This is a genomic window from Bacillus salacetis, assembly GCF_049177075.1.
GTDB classification, from domain to species: domain Bacteria; phylum Bacillota; class Bacilli; order Bacillales; family Bacillaceae_B; genus Rossellomorea; species Rossellomorea salacetis_A.
On sequence record NZ_CP185377.1, the window covers coordinates 4092963 to 4109587 of the forward strand.

Genomic DNA, 16625 nt, shown 5'->3' on the forward strand with positions numbered 1-16625 from the left:
TCACATAGAATAGTTTAATTTCTCTGTTTCGAAATCCGGGCAATCTCTCTTTCATTCCGAACAACTTTTTCCCAGATGTAATCCTGGTCTAATTCTATGTTTTCTATCTTAGTAATTAGTTCTTTGTGTCGCTGTTCATTTTCTACTTTCATATTTCCTAGCATGGAAATTAATTGCGAAAGCATATCTTCTATTCTTTCAATCTGTTTATTGCAAAATAAAAGTGCAGAGCTTTGCTAAGGAAAAATGCAGAGTCCTGCACTAATTTTATGTGCATAAAAAAAAGACTTGCCAGTCACCCCAAGTCCCACTAAATTAATTGTGTCGAGCAATTTATTAGTGGAGGTAGAAAGGATGCTAGCAATGTCTGATATTAATTGTATCAAACACCTAAGAAACAAAAAAGGACTATCTATATCAAAAATCAAGGAAACTCTAGGAATTAACTGGAGGACAGCTAAGAAGTATGCAGATGATGATCAATTGCCTAAATCAAAGATTAATCAGCCTAAGGGAATGATGCATACTGAAAAGTGGGGAGAGATTGTCTCTGATTGGCTCTTTGAAGATAGCAAGTTAAAGATGAAGTTGCGTAGAACGAAGAAACATATCTTTAAAGAATTACAGACCCTTGGTTTTAAAGGGTCCTACCGGACCGTTTGTTACTTTATTTCCGATTGGGAAAACAGCCATAATGCAGAAATCGATAAGGGCCATGATCGTTTAGAACATCCTCCAAGTGAAGCACAAGTAGATTTCGGAATAATGGAAGTTGTTAAAGATGGGGACTTTATTGACACTCATGTCTTAGTTATGTCCTATCCACATAGCAATGCAGCTTTCGCTGTAGCACTGCCATCAGAGAATCAAGAGTGTTTCCTTCAAGGGCTTAAACTTTTATTTAACCAAACAAAAGGAGTACCGAGAAAAATCAGGATTGATAACTTAACACCGGCAGTAAAGAAGGTAAGGTCAAAGACTGAAGAGGCAAAGTTAACGGACGCATTTATCCAATTCCAGAATCACTATGGCTTTGAAGTGCAAGTTTGTAATCCTCGCAGTGGCCATGAAAAAGGAAGTGTAGAGAATAAAGTGGGATATATTCGATACAACTTCTTTACAACATCACCAGTTATGACCAGTTTTGAAGATTTAACAGAAACACTTCGTGTTCAATTAGAAAATGACAGACAAAGACTCCATTATGAAAAAGAAGTAATGATTGAAGATCTATGGAATAAGGAGAAAAGCTTCTTATTAGAATTACCTGTGGAGGAATATCCAGTATTTAAAGAGGTTGAAACCAATGTCAATAAATTTAATGAAGCCAAGCTGGATAATACCCTTGTACATATTCCAAAAGCAGCTAACTATCCATTCGTTTACTTTGTGCTTTCATGGGATAAATTCAAAGCTGTCTCACCTGAAGGTGAAATTCTCTTAGAAGATTACAGACCTTACATGAACAAAAAACGAGCTATTCCATGGATTTCTATATTTAAGGATTGGATCCGGAAACCAAGAGTAGTACCTTACTCAAGATATCAAAAATACTTACCTGGACGAGTATCTGAGTATTTAATGGTTGAAGACCTATTAGTCCGTAAGGAACGATTAGAGGAAATCGTAAATTTACTAGTGACCCATGACATGAAGAGAATTAATGAGGAATTTTACGATTTAATTTCTGGAAAGAATGAGAACCCCTTCGGGCTAGACTGGTCTCAATATGATTCCCTGGCTCCTCTAGAAAGGGGTGAACAATCATGAGTGATTCTATTCGTTCTATGTGTAAGTCATTGAGGTTAGCCTATATATCAGAAATTTACGAAACGATTTCCTTTGATTCCCCTTCTCAATATTTAGAAGCTCTGTTTAAAGAGGAATTTCGATTGCGGGAGCAAGCGAAGGTTCAACGTCTAATTAAAAATGCAAAATTTCTAGACTCAAAGAATCTATCTAATTATGAGTGGAACGAGAGGATCCGATTCCCTTCTCATATTGATAAAGAAGGTCTTATGAGTCTAGATTTTATTAGGCAAAAGCAAAATGTCGTTTTAATCGGTTCCCCTGGAACAGGGAAATCTCATTTAGCAACAGGGTTAGGAAGAAAAGCATGCGAGAAGGGATATGAAGTTAGGTTTTACCGTGTGTCTTACCTTATTGAGCAACTGGAACAGGCGTTAAAGCATGATAAATTGCCTTCTTTTAGGAAGAAATTCGAAAAGGTAGAATTGATCATATTAGATGAGATGGGTTACTTACCCTTTAGCAAAGAAGGTTCAGAGTTACTATTTCAGCTAATCGCTGATTGGTATGAACAAAAAAGCTTAATCATTACTTCAAACCTGGAGTTTAGCCAATGGAACAGAATTTTTATTGATTCTAGACTTACAGCTGCGTTGGTGGATCGTTTGATTCACCACGCTCATGTTTTAACTTTCAATGGAGGAAGCTACAGGCTTTCCAATGCCTTGTCAAAGGCAAAGTGATTCGTAATAGGGTGGCAAAAATCTGCAAAATTCTTTGCGCTATTCTGCACTTTTTTCTTGCAAAATACATTCAATCCGACTTTCCATTCTTTTCATCTCCTTCATTAAGGAAATTATAACATTTTTGGTTTATCTCGAATAGATACACTGCCGGCTCCAAAGCCTCTCCTACAAACCTGTTCTAAGCTAGTAAAGCAAAAAATTAGACGAGTAATCATTCGTCCCTTACTTACAAAGTGAAGGAACTGCAATACTTATCCCTCTTCTGTGTGACGTCCCTTCAAAATAATCCAGCAAGCTGGGAAGGTTCATAAAGTCAGGCAACGCTACTTGTTCGCTCTTATAATAGTTAAAACTACTCCATGGATAATGTTCCGGCCGCCTGACCATCCTCGCCTCTACCGGATTGAGATGGATATAACGGCTGACCTCCAGCATCCCTTCTTTACTATCAATGATTTTGTCATAAAAACGCTTTTCGTAAACATGGCCTGTAAGCCGGTACTTTGTATTATAGTAATTGGCGTAACGCTTATTGATCAGTCCCATGATTTTTGAAAGGGACACTTTCTGCGAACGCAATTGCAAATGGTAATGGTTGTTCATGAGGCAAAAAGAAGCAATTTCGAAGGGATATTTCTCGTAGATTTGGTTGAGGATGTGGAGAAATGCTTGAAAGTCATCTTCATCCCGGAATAAGGCGTCCCGTCGGTTTCCCCTGGTGACAATATGATAAAATCGCTCTGGTATATGAATTCTTTTCTTGAACGGCATAATTAGGTTTCCCTCGCAATCACTTGTGGTTTATTAACGTCCCTTCTCCGTAACTTCATCGCCTCCCAAACCCCTCCATCCGTTATTTGTTCCTCTCCTGCTAAATCGGAAATAGTCCTCGCCAACCGGATAATCTTAATTTGAACGCGATTGCTCCAATTTTGCTTGGAGGAAACATGAGTGAGCAGTTGTCTCTGCTCATTTGAAAGCGGACTGGCCGCCAATAGTTTTTCAAAAGGGACGTTGGCATTAGACACTTCTTTCTGATACCGCTCATACTGCCTTAGGCGGGCAGACTTTACCCGTTTCCGAATATCGGCAGAAGATTCCTGTACTTTATTGGGCTGACTGACATTCATGGATTGTAATGATAAAAGAATATCCATACGATCATAGATAGGACCGGATAACCGATTTCGATAGGCTTGAATTTGCTTTTGGGAACAGGTGCAGTAATGATGAGGAGATCCAAGATATCCACATGGACATGGATTCATGGCACCGATCAGGATAAAAGCAGAGGGATACGTTACAGTGGAATTGGCCCTGCTGATGGTCACCCTGCCTGTTTCGAGTGGCTGGCGCAGCATATCGAGGGTCTTCTTGCTGAATTCAGCTATCTCATCGAGAAAAAGAACCCCATGATGAGCCAGCGATATTTCACCAGGCCTTGGATTCGAACCGCCTCCAATGATGGCAACAGCGGAAGCGGAATGATGAGGATGCCGGAAAGGGGCAGAAAGGTCGTGGACACGCTTTTCACCTGAGAGCTGATACAAACTCATGACTTCAAGGAGGGCTTGATTCGTCAGGGGTGGCAGAATGGAAGGAAAGGTTTCGGCCAGCAAGCTTTTCCCACAGCCCGGTGCTCCATTCATGAGCAAATTATGTTCACCGGCTGCAGCAATCTCCAGTGCCTGCTTCGCCTGCTCATGACCAATCACATGACAAAAATCCTTATCATGCTTTTGCGACTTATCTCTAACTGGCTCCATAGTACGCAACCGAGGAGAAAGCAGCAAACTTTCCTGACCTTCCAGATGCTGAACCACCTCTTCAATATGACGAACCACAACACATTCTATCTCCTGCAGCATATGCAGAGGAATTGCCGGATCATCAGGCAAGTATATCAGCCTAATTCCCAGCGCTTTGGCAGCAATAACAGCAGGCAGCATTCCATCCCCGCTCACAACCGAACCATCGAGCGATAATCCGCCAATGAACGCCGTCTCTTGTGGAATATCACACTTTATTGCCCCCAACTCCCTCAAAGAAGCAACCGCAATCGCCAAATCAAACAAAGCACCATTCTTCTTCTGATCAGAAGGAGACAGATTCACCACCACCTTCTTATCCGTCACATCCAAATCAAAATGAGCAAGAGAAGCCAAAACCCGCTCCCTTGACTCCTTCACCGAAGCATCAGGCAAACCCACAATCACCATCGACTCAGTATCCTGTGAAATCCGCACCTCCACCCCAACCCGATAGCCCTCCAAACCCTTCAAACCAACACTCGTCACCTTACTCATCATAAACCAGCCTCCAATTTTAAATTTCATGATGATAAAAAAAGAGAAATGAACAAAAAGAAGAAAAAAACAGAAGTAACAATAGGAGAATAATGAATGGGAGAAAACAGAAGAAAAAACCAATAACCTAAGCTTCAACAAAACAACCAAAAAACCTTCAACAAAAATAAAAAAACACCCCAAAACCTTCGACAAATCTCGGGGCGTCACTGTGACCATAGTTATTTCCACACTTGGCTTTGAACGAAAGTATCGCAGGGAAAGAAGAGAACACCAATCTGGCCCCCTGATCTATTACAGGAGGCCACCAAGCGTTAGAGCGGTAGGGGAAACAGGAAGTCATCTTTAAGTGTCCATTTTCTGACAGAGTATTATCTTTTCCTAAGTTCCTATAGTTAAATTGTGCTTTAATTCTACTAAGTTATATATATTTCAGAAGCATTTGTATCATTAAGTTTAATTTGTGGTTCTTCATGAATAACAACTTGCTGTTGAATATTTGAATCAAAATAAGGTGTGCTATGTAAATAATGATAATCATTATCTCTGGCATACTCAAAAGCTGAGTAAATATCCTTTTGACCCTTACTGTTATTCAAAGGTTTTCCATCTGGGTATGAACCATTGTAGTACGAAGTAAAATGGTATAAAAACTCATCATATTCAGTATATAATGAGCCAAAGGATACTTTATCCGGAACATTGGCACTAATTATTACCGAATTGGGAATAGATTCTTCAAGGAAATTACCTCCATAACATTGCCCCAGCACCACTACTTTAGTTCCTTTTATTATGGATAGCTTTTTAGAAAAAAACGATTGGGTAATATAACTATTCCCCCAACAATTAATACCAGCCTCTCTATTAGAAAACAAATTTCCGTGGTTGCTTACCATTATGAACAGCTGGTCTTCCTCCTGCATAGAGAGTTGCAAATCGCTGATAACCTGATTAAAGTTTGCAAGGCTCCCCTCTGCCGTTCTGAGAGACACACCATTATAGTCAATATCAGAACCATCAGAGTACAAAATCTTTATAAGCTCGTACTCGCTTTGACTCAAAACATTATACATGTATGCCAAATCATTTGCATATCTCTTATAGTTATATTTATCTTCTATACATCCTGCGAATAAAAGTGCATATTTTTTCATATTATTCCCTCTAATATTTTTTCTAATAATCCAAAAATTCTGTTATACTTTCATATTCTAATTCAGAAGAAGGCTTCCACTTCTCCCCATACTTAAATTCAAATTGTTCATTATCAACAACAAACCAATATTCACATGGATGAGACCAATTAGCAATCTTACAAGGATCAACAAAAACCATCCAACCATTAGTGTCTAAAGATTCAAATATAGTTTTTCCAAAGGTATCTTTTATTTTTGATTTTGTAATTGGGGCTTTTGAAATGTATACATCCAATAGGTCCTTATTATGTTTCTTCGTATTATCTTTTATAAATCTTATTAATTCTTCCTTTCTGAACAGATGTTCTACACTCACTTTTTTCACCCTTTCCGCAAAGAGATGTATGTTATGAGTATAGCTATATTGGTTGTCCGATATTCCGAAATACTTGTCTGTAGTATAAATAAAATCATCCAAAGGAATTGACGAGTGTTCAAACATTAAGATTGTGCTCAAGTTCAATCACCTTCCAATTTTATTATTTCATTTTTTTCAAGCTCTGAGACAATAAATGGAGAATGAGTAGTAATAATAAATTGGCAATTAGGAAACATCTTTTTTAAATACGGGACTATATTGACTTGCCATTTGGGATGTATATGACAATCAATCTCATCAATTAATATTACTGCTTCCTCTTCAAAAAACAGGCTATTGTTATCAGCAGCAATGTATAGCCTAAAGAAGATTTCCCCTATGATTATAAATAAATTTTTAAACCCTTCACTTAATTTATCTATCTCAATTACTTTATCATTATTTCTAAACAAAATTTGTCCTTTTTCACTGACTCTCTCGAAAATATAAGGACTGAATAAAGTATTAAATGCCTCAGTAACATGTCTAAAAATATACTCATTTTCAGGGGTAGGACTTTTTAAACGTTTAAAATCCAGATTAATTAGCCACTGTTTAATATATAAAAATTTCTTATTAAGAGAAGAATTATTTACGATGGAACTTGTTAAAGCATTTTCTCTAGGATTCTTAGGCATTGTTAAAGAATTAGGACCTTCCAACTCTTCATTAGGTAAAAAACGAAAAGGATCAAAGTAAAAAATATATCCCCCTTTAAAATGATTCGAAGAGAATTTAGTTTTGATTGTATTGAACCTCTTGTTATCTTTATCTTCTACAAAAAAAACATCAATACACTCTTTATCTTCATATGTTACTTTACCAACTTTTAATGTGTGATTTTTTTGTATATTTAGGTGGTCCTCAGAATTCAATTGATCCCTTTCCATATCATTAAGCAATAAATCCAAGTCTATCTGATAGAAGTGTTCACCTATCCGAATATCATTCTTATCAAATATGGCACCACCGTAAGAGGGATTATATAGACTCAATGCTGATACTATAGCCTTCAAAATTGTAGACTTTCCACTTCCATTATCCCCAAGAAGTGCTATTACAGAAGGATTATTACCATCAACTGTTGAAAAATCTATAGTTTTTTCATTAAAGTTTTTTACATTCTTAAGCCTTATATTCTTTATTTTCATCTGAATCCTCCTATATTAGATGAGGGGTTAATATTCCAAACTCTTTATATATAAAGAACTCTACTATTTTCTTAATTGTAACAGATTGATAATAATAATACATGTAAATTAACATCCATTAAAACTAGATATCACACATACCTTACACTGAATTTATTTTATATCATGTTCCTAAACATACGCTGGAATCGTTTCTCCTGTTGAACGGTCATTAATCTTCAATGTAGGTACCAGCCCAATCCACTTCCATTACTTCACCTGGTTTTCTGCGAATAGGCATTGTTAGTTTATACTTTTTCGCATATTTTCCATAGTTCTCACAAAAAGTACGATAGGCATAGGGAATCTTTCCACCTTCACGTGCCTCTGTCGAATACTCGTGATGCAATAGTGACAGGGTTACATTTTTCTTTTGCAGTTCCTTATGCACTCTTTCCCAATCAATCGGGAAGTACCCTTTCTCAACAGCCTGTTTCTCTGGGAAGAGAAATGCTTCTAGCCATGGATTGGTCATGGTGTCATTCAAGCTTTCTACACCAAGTTTTTTGGCACGTTGAACAACATCTGAAACTGTATTCCTTGAATGCCCTGTGCTAGAACTAATCGTTCTTTGACTAACTTCTTCAAGATAAAGTTCCAGAATCTTACGGTAATTAACCATAAAAAAGCCTCCTGTATAATAATGTCATGCTTGCTAGCATGCAAGGTTATTATACAGGAGGCTTTTCTTTATTCTATTCATAGTGGCACATAGCCCGCAAGGGGTGGCTCTTTTCTCCGCAATGACTGGCTCAAAACTCCGCATAAGTGGCTCATTTTAACTGCAATAATCATTTCCTATTAAACTTCTGTGACCGTCAAGTAGAATGACACAATTTTTGCTGATTAATTTGAAACACTTTGTTCACCAAAAATCGTTTTTCGATGTTTCATTCTCCAACTATCTTTATTTAAATGAACTATTTCCACTCGATGTAAGATCCGGTCAAGAATAGCTGTAGTAATGGCTTGGTCGCCCAAAAGTTCACCCCATTCTTTGGGTCCTTTATTGGACGTAAGTATAATCGAGGATTGATTATAGAGGTTATTAATGAGATGGAAGAACATATTGGCTTCCTGTTTATCCATAGCCATAAACATCAAATCATCTATGATGACCAGATCTGCTTCTCTAATTCGCTTCATTCTTGTTTTGGATTTCCTTGTTATTTCCTCTGTCTTTAATGCCTGAATTAGATCTCCCATAGTGGTAAAGATCACTTTATATCCCTGGTTTAACGCTTCGATCCCTAGACCTATCGAAAGATGGGTTTTACCTACACCTGGCGGTCCAAGAAATATGATATTATACAGCTGTTCAATCCAGGTTAAGTCCTTTAACTGGTTTAGCTTCTTGCTACTTAAGGATTTTTGCTCATTTACGTCATATTCATCAACGGTACTATGGAACGGAAACGTTGCCCACTTAAAACGCTTTTCCAATTGTTTTTCGTCTCTCCGTTTTTGTTCATATGCTGCTACATCTAGTAGAAACTGAGTGAAGGACAAGTCCTTTTTCTCAGCTTCTCTAATCAATTCAGGTAATCGATCAGCTGTCTCAGCTAACCGAAGGGACCTCAATAAGTTTTGGACCTCCTGAAGCTGATTCAACTTTGATCACCATCTTCCAAAATGACAGTATAGGCATCTACATTTCTTTTTTGTGCTTCTGTGTCCATAATCCAGCCAGATATGCTGTTTAAAGGCGAAACTGAAACAGTCTCAGCGCTATCATTTGTTGTCTCATAATCCTGTCGTTGTCGCTTGAGGTATAGAATGATATCGCTGAAATCTGTCGCACTGTATAAGTTTCTCTTGATACATTCCATGAGCGCTGCTGATAGAAGCTGGCCGTTATGTTGCTTAGTTTCCTTTAATATCATTTGTAACTGATCACGAATGTACCGTGGGTACTTCTCGCGAAGTTTATCCAGATAACCATAAGCAGTTTCTGTTTCTTCAAACCGTTTCGCTACGGTATCAATGAATGCATCAATGCCTTTTGTACGATCTCTGGTATGTTTTCTGTCTTTTATTAATTGCCCTATACCGTCTGGAATCTGATGTTTGGCCAGTAGTTCTCCTGTCTGAGAATTATAGATTAATAGTTCTCTGTCTTTTGTTTCTTTTATTGAGACAGTTTCATGCTTATGAAAAGTTCCAAGTGGAAGGGAGTACCTATTAGATAAATACCGTATGGTATTGTCCTTGTGGACGCTTCTTGTTATACTGTTTTCATAGTTGTTTAGGAAATTAATGTTTCCTGTGACTGGTCTTAAGTGTTGCTTTTCCAAGGAGAACACTTCGACCGGTCTTTTTTTTGTTGTATTATGAACTTTTCTATTACCTGTACGATTCAACCATTCCCAACCTTGTTCGTTCCATGAGTCAATATTATCGAACACTCTATACTTGGCGAAATTGTACTTAATAAAGCCTACGACATTCTCAATTTTTCCTTTGCTTTCAGGATCAGCTTTCCGACAAACTCGGAGGTTTAATTTCCTCGTTTGTTTATATTGCTGGAACTCTTTAGTCAAAATGAGATCACCACCATTTTCACTCACCACAATTAAGCTATCCTGGTCATACACGAGTTCACTTGGAATCCCACTAAACCATTGAAAGGCATTTTCATGAGCCTGAATGACATCTTGAGTTGTAAATGGACGATCTAACCATTCTTTATATTTGTATCTGGAGTTAGATAACACAAAGGCAATAAAATTCAGCTTTACCTCTTTGTTATTAGATGTTTTTTGCTTTGTGTGTCCAAAGTCAACTTGGATCTGTTCTCCCATTGGAGAATCAGGTATTGCTTCGTAGTCCCTTGGTGAAGATTCCTTAGCTATTTTATATTCAGCTCTTAACTCTCTAACGTAAGCACGGACAGTGCTCTCACCAACCTCAAGCTCCTTATATCTTTCCATCAACCAATCTTCCACTTGTGCTGCTGAAAGATCAGGATGTTCCCTTAACCAGGACAAGATTAGCTCTTTATAAGGATCCAACTTTTTCGTTCTTGTTTGTAAGGACTCTACCCATTCTGCCATCTCCGAAGGAGATTTCTTAAGGTGACGATATACAGTCGCCCTAGACACCCTCAGCTTATCTGCTACTTTCGTTTTACTGAATCCTTTCTTGATTAACTGCTGAATTTCCATATACATTTCCCACTTATCCACCTTTACTCAGCCCTCCAATGATTTATAAATCAAACCATCATCATATAACGGAAGGACCCTATATTTTACTGGTATATTCGGGTAAATAAGTGTTTCATCTTATCTAGCAAAAACTGTCTACTTTAGTTTAGCAGTCACAACTTCCGTATGGATGCGCAAAGTCCAATGGCGTTGATTATGGTAGGACAAACTGAATTTTGGGATCGCCTCCAACTTCAATCCTTCGCAGCAATCCGACAACGCATCGATATTCAGTTTAAGCTTGATCGTCTTGACCGGGCAGAAACAGAGCAATATATGATTAAGCATTTAAGTTATGCCGGTATTGAACGTGATATTTTCAGTGATCTAGCCTTTGATGAGATTTTTAGCTATTCAAGTGGTGCATCACGACTGATCAATAAACTGGCAACACATTGTTTACTGTTCGCAACTCAAAACGGTGCCAGAATCATTGATGACCGTATGGTCAAGAAGGTGATTGAAGGAGAACTTGCATGAAGAAAAACCGTTGGAAGAATATGTACTTTGATGAGGATCTTGATTGTTAGATCGTTGATTGGGGAGATCACACTGGTTATAAAATGAGGTGTGGCGAATGGTTCTACTTGAATCTTGGTTATGGCAAGGTGTTGTCATGCGGGCTGGGGCTCAGCAGAGACTGGTACATCATTACCGGCAGTCATGAAGTCCGTTTTTATTTAAAGCATAATGAAACTTATGACGTAGATTTATAGCATTATATTAGGAAGGCCTGACGAGCCTCCCTATCTTTAAATGGCAAAAAGTCCGTCAAGTTTAGGACAAAATGAGCCGTCAGTTTCTGGACATTAAAGAGCGTCATTAACAATAGATGAGAAAATGAGGAGAGTCATCGGATGAAAAACTTAAAGAGCATTTTTTCAGCAGAAGTGTAAAAAGGAAACGAGCAATAAGTGTAAAATTCAACTTGACGTCTACAACTCCCTAAATTTAAATATTCTCAATAAGCCAAACACAGTCAAACTCAATCCGGCAACCTTAACTACCATCGATAACAAAGAAGCCGAAAACCAACACGCGAAAGCACCAAAGCAAAACCTCACTTTAGCACTTTAACGTACTGGTGGTCAGGCCCCGATATCCGACTCAACAGGTAATAAAACTCTATTTTATTTCAACTAGATCCTTATAATTCTTTTCGAATTTCCATGCATCTCGGCACATAGCGAAAATATCACGTTTTGCTGTCCATCCTAGTTCTCTCTCTGCTTTTGAAGCATCAGCATAGCATGAAGCAATATCTCCAGGTCTGCGTTCTACTATTTCATAATGAACTTCAATTCCATTAGCTTCTTCAAAGGCTTTAACCAACTCTAATACGCTAGTACCTTGACCTGTACCTAAATTATAAATATGCGCACCTTTTTTGAGATTATCGAGTGCAGCTACATGACCTTCAGCTAAATCCACCACATGAATAAAATCCCTTACGCCTGACCCATCTAATGTGGGATAGTCACTTCCAAACACTCTAAGCTTGTTTAACGTACCTTTAGCTACCTGTGTAACATAAGGCATAAGGTTATTGGGAATTCCGTTAGGTGCTTCACCAATCAATCCACTTTCATGAGCTCCTACCGGATTAAAATATCTGAGAATAGAAACTGAAAATTCAGAATCCGCCTTAGCTATATCCGAAAGAATCCTCTCACTCATCGCTTTTGTTTCACCATAAGGATTAGTAGTAGGTAGAAGATTCATTGTTTCTACAAATGGTGCAGCGTTGTCACCGTATACTGTTGCTGATGAACTAAAAACAAAACTATTCACACCATATTTTTGGCAGGCCTTTGCAAGAACCATCGTACTGACTATGTTGTTATAATAGTAAGTTAAAGGTATTTCAACAGATTCCCCTACTGCTTTCATCCCGGCAAAATGAATGACACCATCAATATTATTATGATTAAAAATAACATCAACAGCTTCTTGATCAGTTACATCAACCTCAAAAAAAGTTACTTCTTTTTTTGTAATGTCTATAATCTTCTCAACGGATTCACGCTTACTATTACAAAGATTATCAGCAATTACTACTGAATGTCCTGCTTCCAGCAAGGCAACACATGTATGGGAACCTATATATCCTGCTCCTCCAGTTACCAGAATATTCATTTATTTCACCTCTACTAATTTTTAATAATCTTAAAGTTATAATCTAGTTTTTTTAAAGTTATTTAATATTATTTTTGTGCCCAATTTATAAAGATATTTGAATTCATCAGTTTTGAAAAAAATTAATAAGAAAAACAAGTTTGGAATTACTATAGAAATAAAAATTCGTATAATAAAATTTAGAATTGTCTCACCTTGAAAATAATTGGCAACTTCTAAAGTTATAAGACAGGTAATAAATGTCACAAAGGTATATATTAAATATTTTTTAAAAAAGGGTAAAACTGATGAGTTAAAACCATATTTGTAAAGAACATATGGCTCCACCCAAAAACATGTAGTAATAGTACTTATAGTAGTACCGATAAACACACCTATCATACCGAAATAATTAACCAAAATTAAAGATCCAACAAAGTTAATAATTGCTTCAAAAATAGGTTTATGTCTATCGTACCAATATAACCCAAGTGCTTCTCTAAAGGTAAGAACACCTTGTCTCATACCAGTTAAAAAAAAGTTGATAATAATTATTAACACTATATTTGTTTGAAGAACAAAGTCATCCCCGATCCATAACTTAATAAATGGATTAACAAGAACCATTAAACATATAGAAATAAAGCTATAAATCCAAAAATTAACAAAAAATACTACATTAAATATAGATTTTTTTTTATCATCTGTTTCAGTAGCGCCTAAATTTCCAACACTAGCTGTTATTGATGAAAATATTTGTGTTGTTATTATATTTAATGCGTTAATGATAAGTTGGTAATTTGAATATAATCCTACACCTACTAATCCAACGAATTTTGAAATAATAAGGCTGTCTGTTGCAGTTACAACTACTCCACCTAATTTATGTGCAATCATAGCACGTACGTTTTTAGTAATTTCCTTTAGAGTTGACTTATCTACAGTTTGGACATTTCTATCTACTAAGTACGGATAAAGTTTATTTGCCTTTCTAGAGATTGCAATATTCTCAGCTAATGTAGCAATTATCTGACATATAAGAAATAAGATAAAATTTTGCGTGATAAAGAGAACTGTTATTTGTACAATATTTAACACAACAAAAAATGAGTATCTATATAATGTAGCTATATAACGTTTTTGATCAGAAATAATTAAAGAACGTTTATATGAATAAAAATATGAAATGGCTGAATTAATAACAAATAATAAGAAAATCACATGAATGTGAGGGATATTTGGAATTGTCTTAATAAACACTTCTAAAAAAGGAGTAAAACTAATTCCTAATATTAAAAGTAATATTCCTATACTTATATAGGCTTTTTTATATAGCCACATTAATGACTTAACCTTGTCAATATTATTATTAGCAAGTGGCTTATAAAGACTAAATGTCATGGCAGGGCCAATTCCTAGTTCCACTAAAGAAAGAATGGTCAAAATATTTGTAAAAAGACCATTTAATCCTAAATATTCCGCGCCTAAAACTTGGATAAATACTATTCTTGCAAAAAAACTAACTAGGAGGCCAATAACTTGACCTCCCAAAGCAAATGTTAGGTTTTTTAATGAGCTTCTAATACGCATTTTTAATTTCCTTTATATTCATAAATTTACAAAATATAATACTGCATTATAACTTTCCAAAACTTAGATGACTTCTAGCTTTGGTTTTGCAACTTGTATTGTTATTTATTAATATTATTTTGAATGTAGGTATTAATCTCTTGCAAATTAGTTATATCCATAGATTCTCCTGATAAGTTAGGTAACCCTGGCCACCCTTTATCAAGCCATAAAAAGTTGAATAAATTAATTTGTCTTCTATATCTCGGGATTATATGATAATGTACGTGCTTGTCTACCATCATAAGCATTAAATAATTTATAATATCATAGTCAAATGAATTTTTTAGTGTATTTTCAATAACTTTAACTATATTATTTAAGTCGCTATACTCTTCGGGTTTTAGCTCTCCAAAAGTAGCACATTCTCTTTTTAGGGAAAGAACCCCAGAACCAAGTGTTGCTTGATTGGGCCTTAATGACCAAATCCAATGTTTTGTTTCATAGATCTTTAGTTCTTCAATGTTAAACTTTTTTTGAAACTCCTCTAAGATTTCCATCGTTTCACTCCTTTAATTCTACCGATAGTACTTCAAGTAAAAATTCCAAAACAGTAGCTTGCCAATATTAAATTTGGAGAAATAGAAACATCGACTAGATACTACATTTGCGCTATAGATTCTTCTGATATTTCATACTGGTAAAATAATTTACTTAATCACCTCTACGACCTTTACTTTGAATTGAAGTAATTAAAACAATTAATACATATGGAATTATCACGCAATAAAACATATATCGAAAAACAAAAAGCATTGAGTCTCTTGACGTCATAATTAAATAGTATAGCGCTATTGAAATAAGTGCGTTTTTTAAAACCAGTTTGTCATTCCCTTGGTACCTTGTAGTAAATGCTTTTGCAAAAACAAACCCGATTATACCCATTATGCCTGCTCCAAACCATCCAAAATTATAATAAGTTTCAGCAGGTAAAGAAAAACCAAGTCCGTAATTCAAGTTCAAAATATTCATTAACCATTCTGCTAAGGCAGCATTATCTGAGAAACTAAATCCTCCCATTAAAAAACTCGGTATAATAGCCATAACGGAACTAAAATATGTTTCACCATATTGAAAAGAGTAAAAATCAGGAATTAATCTCATCACTTCCAATAATGGTTGCATTGAGCCCCCTAGACTTCCTATGGCAGTAAACAAGGGGTTTTCACTGGTAAACTTTTTTATTAAGATTTCTAAAAACACGCTCGCATTTTTGGTTTTCTCTATTCTAAACTGACCTATAACAGGGAGAATACTTACGAAGAAAAAACCCCCTACTACCATAAACACCTTCCTATGACCTTTAAAGGGTTTAATTTGAACGTGTCTAAACCATACATAACTAATCAATAGTGCTGTGGAACCACCTCGCTCCCCTGATAAAAAACCAAGAAGAACTGAAATGATTAAAATAGCAGTTAAAGGTGTACTTATTACCGGCTTTTTCTTATAAGCTACTAATAGTAAAAATACACTAGGAATAAAAAACAATTTTATGGAAGCAACAAAATTTCCCATTGATGATGATGAAACATGACGTGAACCATCATAATTATATAAGGACATGTAGCCATACTGGATGGAAATTAATGCATTATTTATCGCGTGGCTAAGATAAAAATAACTTGAACCAATAAATAAGCCCCATCCAACAATTTTAATAGATTTCAACAAATGTTTATTGTTAATACCGAAATGGGAAGGTTTTGAGTCTACAGTATTACTTGATAGGGAAAAAATCGCACCGATATGTATGAATGCTACACATATACTGGTGAAAATTTGAGCTGATAGCATTTGTTCGCTACTGAAATGATCGTATAAATTATCCCCTTTATAAAAAATTCCGAAAGACCTTAAAAAGGGTAGACCAAAAGTAAAAAAATAAAATGTAACGATAAAAATTATATAAGGACTTAGTAGCCTTTTTGTAAGTCTCCACCAAGAAAAAATATTCCATGCTAACACAAAGTTCCCTATCCAAGCTGATACAACAATTAATGAATCGTCATAATATCCACTTTTTCCTTGATTCAATAGTAGCCAACCAAAAAAAATTGAAAGTATGGTAATTAATATCTGAACTAAGGCATAGTAAACCTTTGAATTTATATTATTCATGTGTAT

The 16625-nt window shown here is 35.9% G+C and carries 16 protein-coding genes; 4 read left to right on the forward strand and 12 right to left on the reverse strand.

From position 1 onward, the window contains the following. Nucleotides 1-354: 354 nt before the first annotated feature. Both istA (ACOJQI_RS21040) and istB (ACOJQI_RS21045) read left to right on the forward strand, forming a co-directional pair. Nucleotides 355-1770, forward strand: a complete 1416-nt coding sequence (gene istA / locus ACOJQI_RS21040; RefSeq protein WP_421379118.1) for an IS21 family transposase — start codon at nucleotides 355-357, stop codon at nucleotides 1768-1770. Beyond that, nucleotides 1767-2492, forward strand: a complete 726-nt coding sequence (gene istB, locus ACOJQI_RS21045) for an IS21-like element helper ATPase IstB (RefSeq protein ID WP_421379120.1) — start codon at nucleotides 1767-1769, stop codon at nucleotides 2490-2492. The genes istA (ACOJQI_RS21040) and istB (ACOJQI_RS21045) overlap by 4 nt, the downstream gene beginning before the upstream one ends. A gap of 225 nt (nucleotides 2493-2717) precedes the next feature. Here istB (ACOJQI_RS21045) and ACOJQI_RS21050 read toward each other — a convergent pair whose 3' ends face one another. From ACOJQI_RS21050 to istA (ACOJQI_RS21085), 8 genes are all read right to left on the reverse strand, one after another. After that, nucleotides 2718-3266, reverse strand: a complete 549-nt coding sequence (locus tag ACOJQI_RS21050; RefSeq protein WP_421381788.1) for an REP-associated tyrosine transposase — start codon at nucleotides 3264-3266, stop codon at nucleotides 2718-2720. Nucleotides 3267-3268: 2 nt separating this feature from the next. After that, nucleotides 3269-4804, reverse strand: a complete 1536-nt coding sequence (locus ACOJQI_RS21055; protein ID WP_421381790.1) for a YifB family Mg chelatase-like AAA ATPase — start codon at nucleotides 4802-4804, stop codon at nucleotides 3269-3271. 413 nt (nucleotides 4805-5217) lie between these two features. Further along, nucleotides 5218-5958, reverse strand: a complete 741-nt coding sequence (locus tag ACOJQI_RS21060; protein ID WP_421381792.1) for a C13 family peptidase — start codon at nucleotides 5956-5958, stop codon at nucleotides 5218-5220. 22 nt (nucleotides 5959-5980) lie between these two features. After that, entirely contained in the window at nucleotides 5981-6316 is a 336-nt protein-coding gene (locus tag ACOJQI_RS21065) for a hypothetical protein (RefSeq protein ID WP_421381794.1), read from the reverse strand. A gap of 143 nt (nucleotides 6317-6459) precedes the next feature. Continuing rightward, complete coding sequence (locus ACOJQI_RS21070; protein WP_421381796.1) at nucleotides 6460-7509, reverse strand: AAA family ATPase; 1050 nt, start codon at nucleotides 7507-7509, stop codon at nucleotides 6460-6462. 211 nt (nucleotides 7510-7720) lie between these two features. After that, entirely contained in the window at nucleotides 7721-8170 is a 450-nt protein-coding gene (locus tag ACOJQI_RS21075; protein ID WP_421381798.1) for a transposase, read from the reverse strand. Nucleotides 8171-8394: 224 nt separating this feature from the next. Further along, nucleotides 8395-9159, reverse strand: a complete 765-nt coding sequence (gene istB, locus ACOJQI_RS21080) for an IS21-like element helper ATPase IstB (protein WP_421379666.1) — start codon at nucleotides 9157-9159, stop codon at nucleotides 8395-8397. Further along, nucleotides 9156-10733 (reverse strand): IS21 family transposase, encoded by a 1578-nt coding sequence (gene istA, locus ACOJQI_RS21085; protein ID WP_421379664.1) that lies wholly within the window; start codon nucleotides 10731-10733, stop codon nucleotides 9156-9158. Before istA (ACOJQI_RS21085) ends, istB (ACOJQI_RS21080) begins: the two co-directional genes overlap by 4 nt. A gap of 165 nt (nucleotides 10734-10898) precedes the next feature. Between istA (ACOJQI_RS21085) and ACOJQI_RS21090 the strand changes: the two genes are divergently transcribed. Together ACOJQI_RS21090 and ACOJQI_RS21095 are read left to right on the forward strand one after the other, a co-directional pair. Continuing rightward, nucleotides 10899-11234 carry a hypothetical protein gene (locus ACOJQI_RS21090; RefSeq protein ID WP_421381800.1) on the forward strand — a complete coding sequence of 112 codons (336 nt, stop codon included), beginning with the start codon at nucleotides 10899-10901 and terminating at the stop codon, nucleotides 11232-11234. A gap of 50 nt (nucleotides 11235-11284) precedes the next feature. Beyond that, entirely contained in the window at nucleotides 11285-11470 is a 186-nt protein-coding gene (locus tag ACOJQI_RS21095) for a DUF5348 domain-containing protein (RefSeq protein WP_421385531.1), read from the forward strand. Nucleotides 11471-11879: 409 nt separating this feature from the next. Here the strand turns inward: ACOJQI_RS21095 and galE are convergent, their stop codons facing one another. From galE to wzy, 4 genes are all read right to left on the reverse strand, one after another. Further along, complete coding sequence (gene galE / locus ACOJQI_RS21100) at nucleotides 11880-12890, reverse strand: UDP-glucose 4-epimerase GalE (protein WP_421381802.1); 1011 nt, start codon at nucleotides 12888-12890, stop codon at nucleotides 11880-11882. A gap of 36 nt (nucleotides 12891-12926) precedes the next feature. Continuing rightward, entirely contained in the window at nucleotides 12927-14459 is a 1533-nt protein-coding gene (locus ACOJQI_RS21105) for a lipopolysaccharide biosynthesis protein (protein WP_421381804.1), read from the reverse strand. A gap of 101 nt (nucleotides 14460-14560) precedes the next feature. Continuing rightward, nucleotides 14561-14998, reverse strand: a complete 438-nt coding sequence (locus tag ACOJQI_RS21110) for an HIT family protein (protein WP_421381806.1) — start codon at nucleotides 14996-14998, stop codon at nucleotides 14561-14563. 154 nt (nucleotides 14999-15152) lie between these two features. Continuing rightward, complete coding sequence (gene wzy, locus ACOJQI_RS21115) at nucleotides 15153-16619, reverse strand: O-antigen polysaccharide polymerase Wzy (protein ID WP_421381808.1); 1467 nt, start codon at nucleotides 16617-16619, stop codon at nucleotides 15153-15155. Nucleotides 16620-16625: the final 6 nt, after the last annotated feature.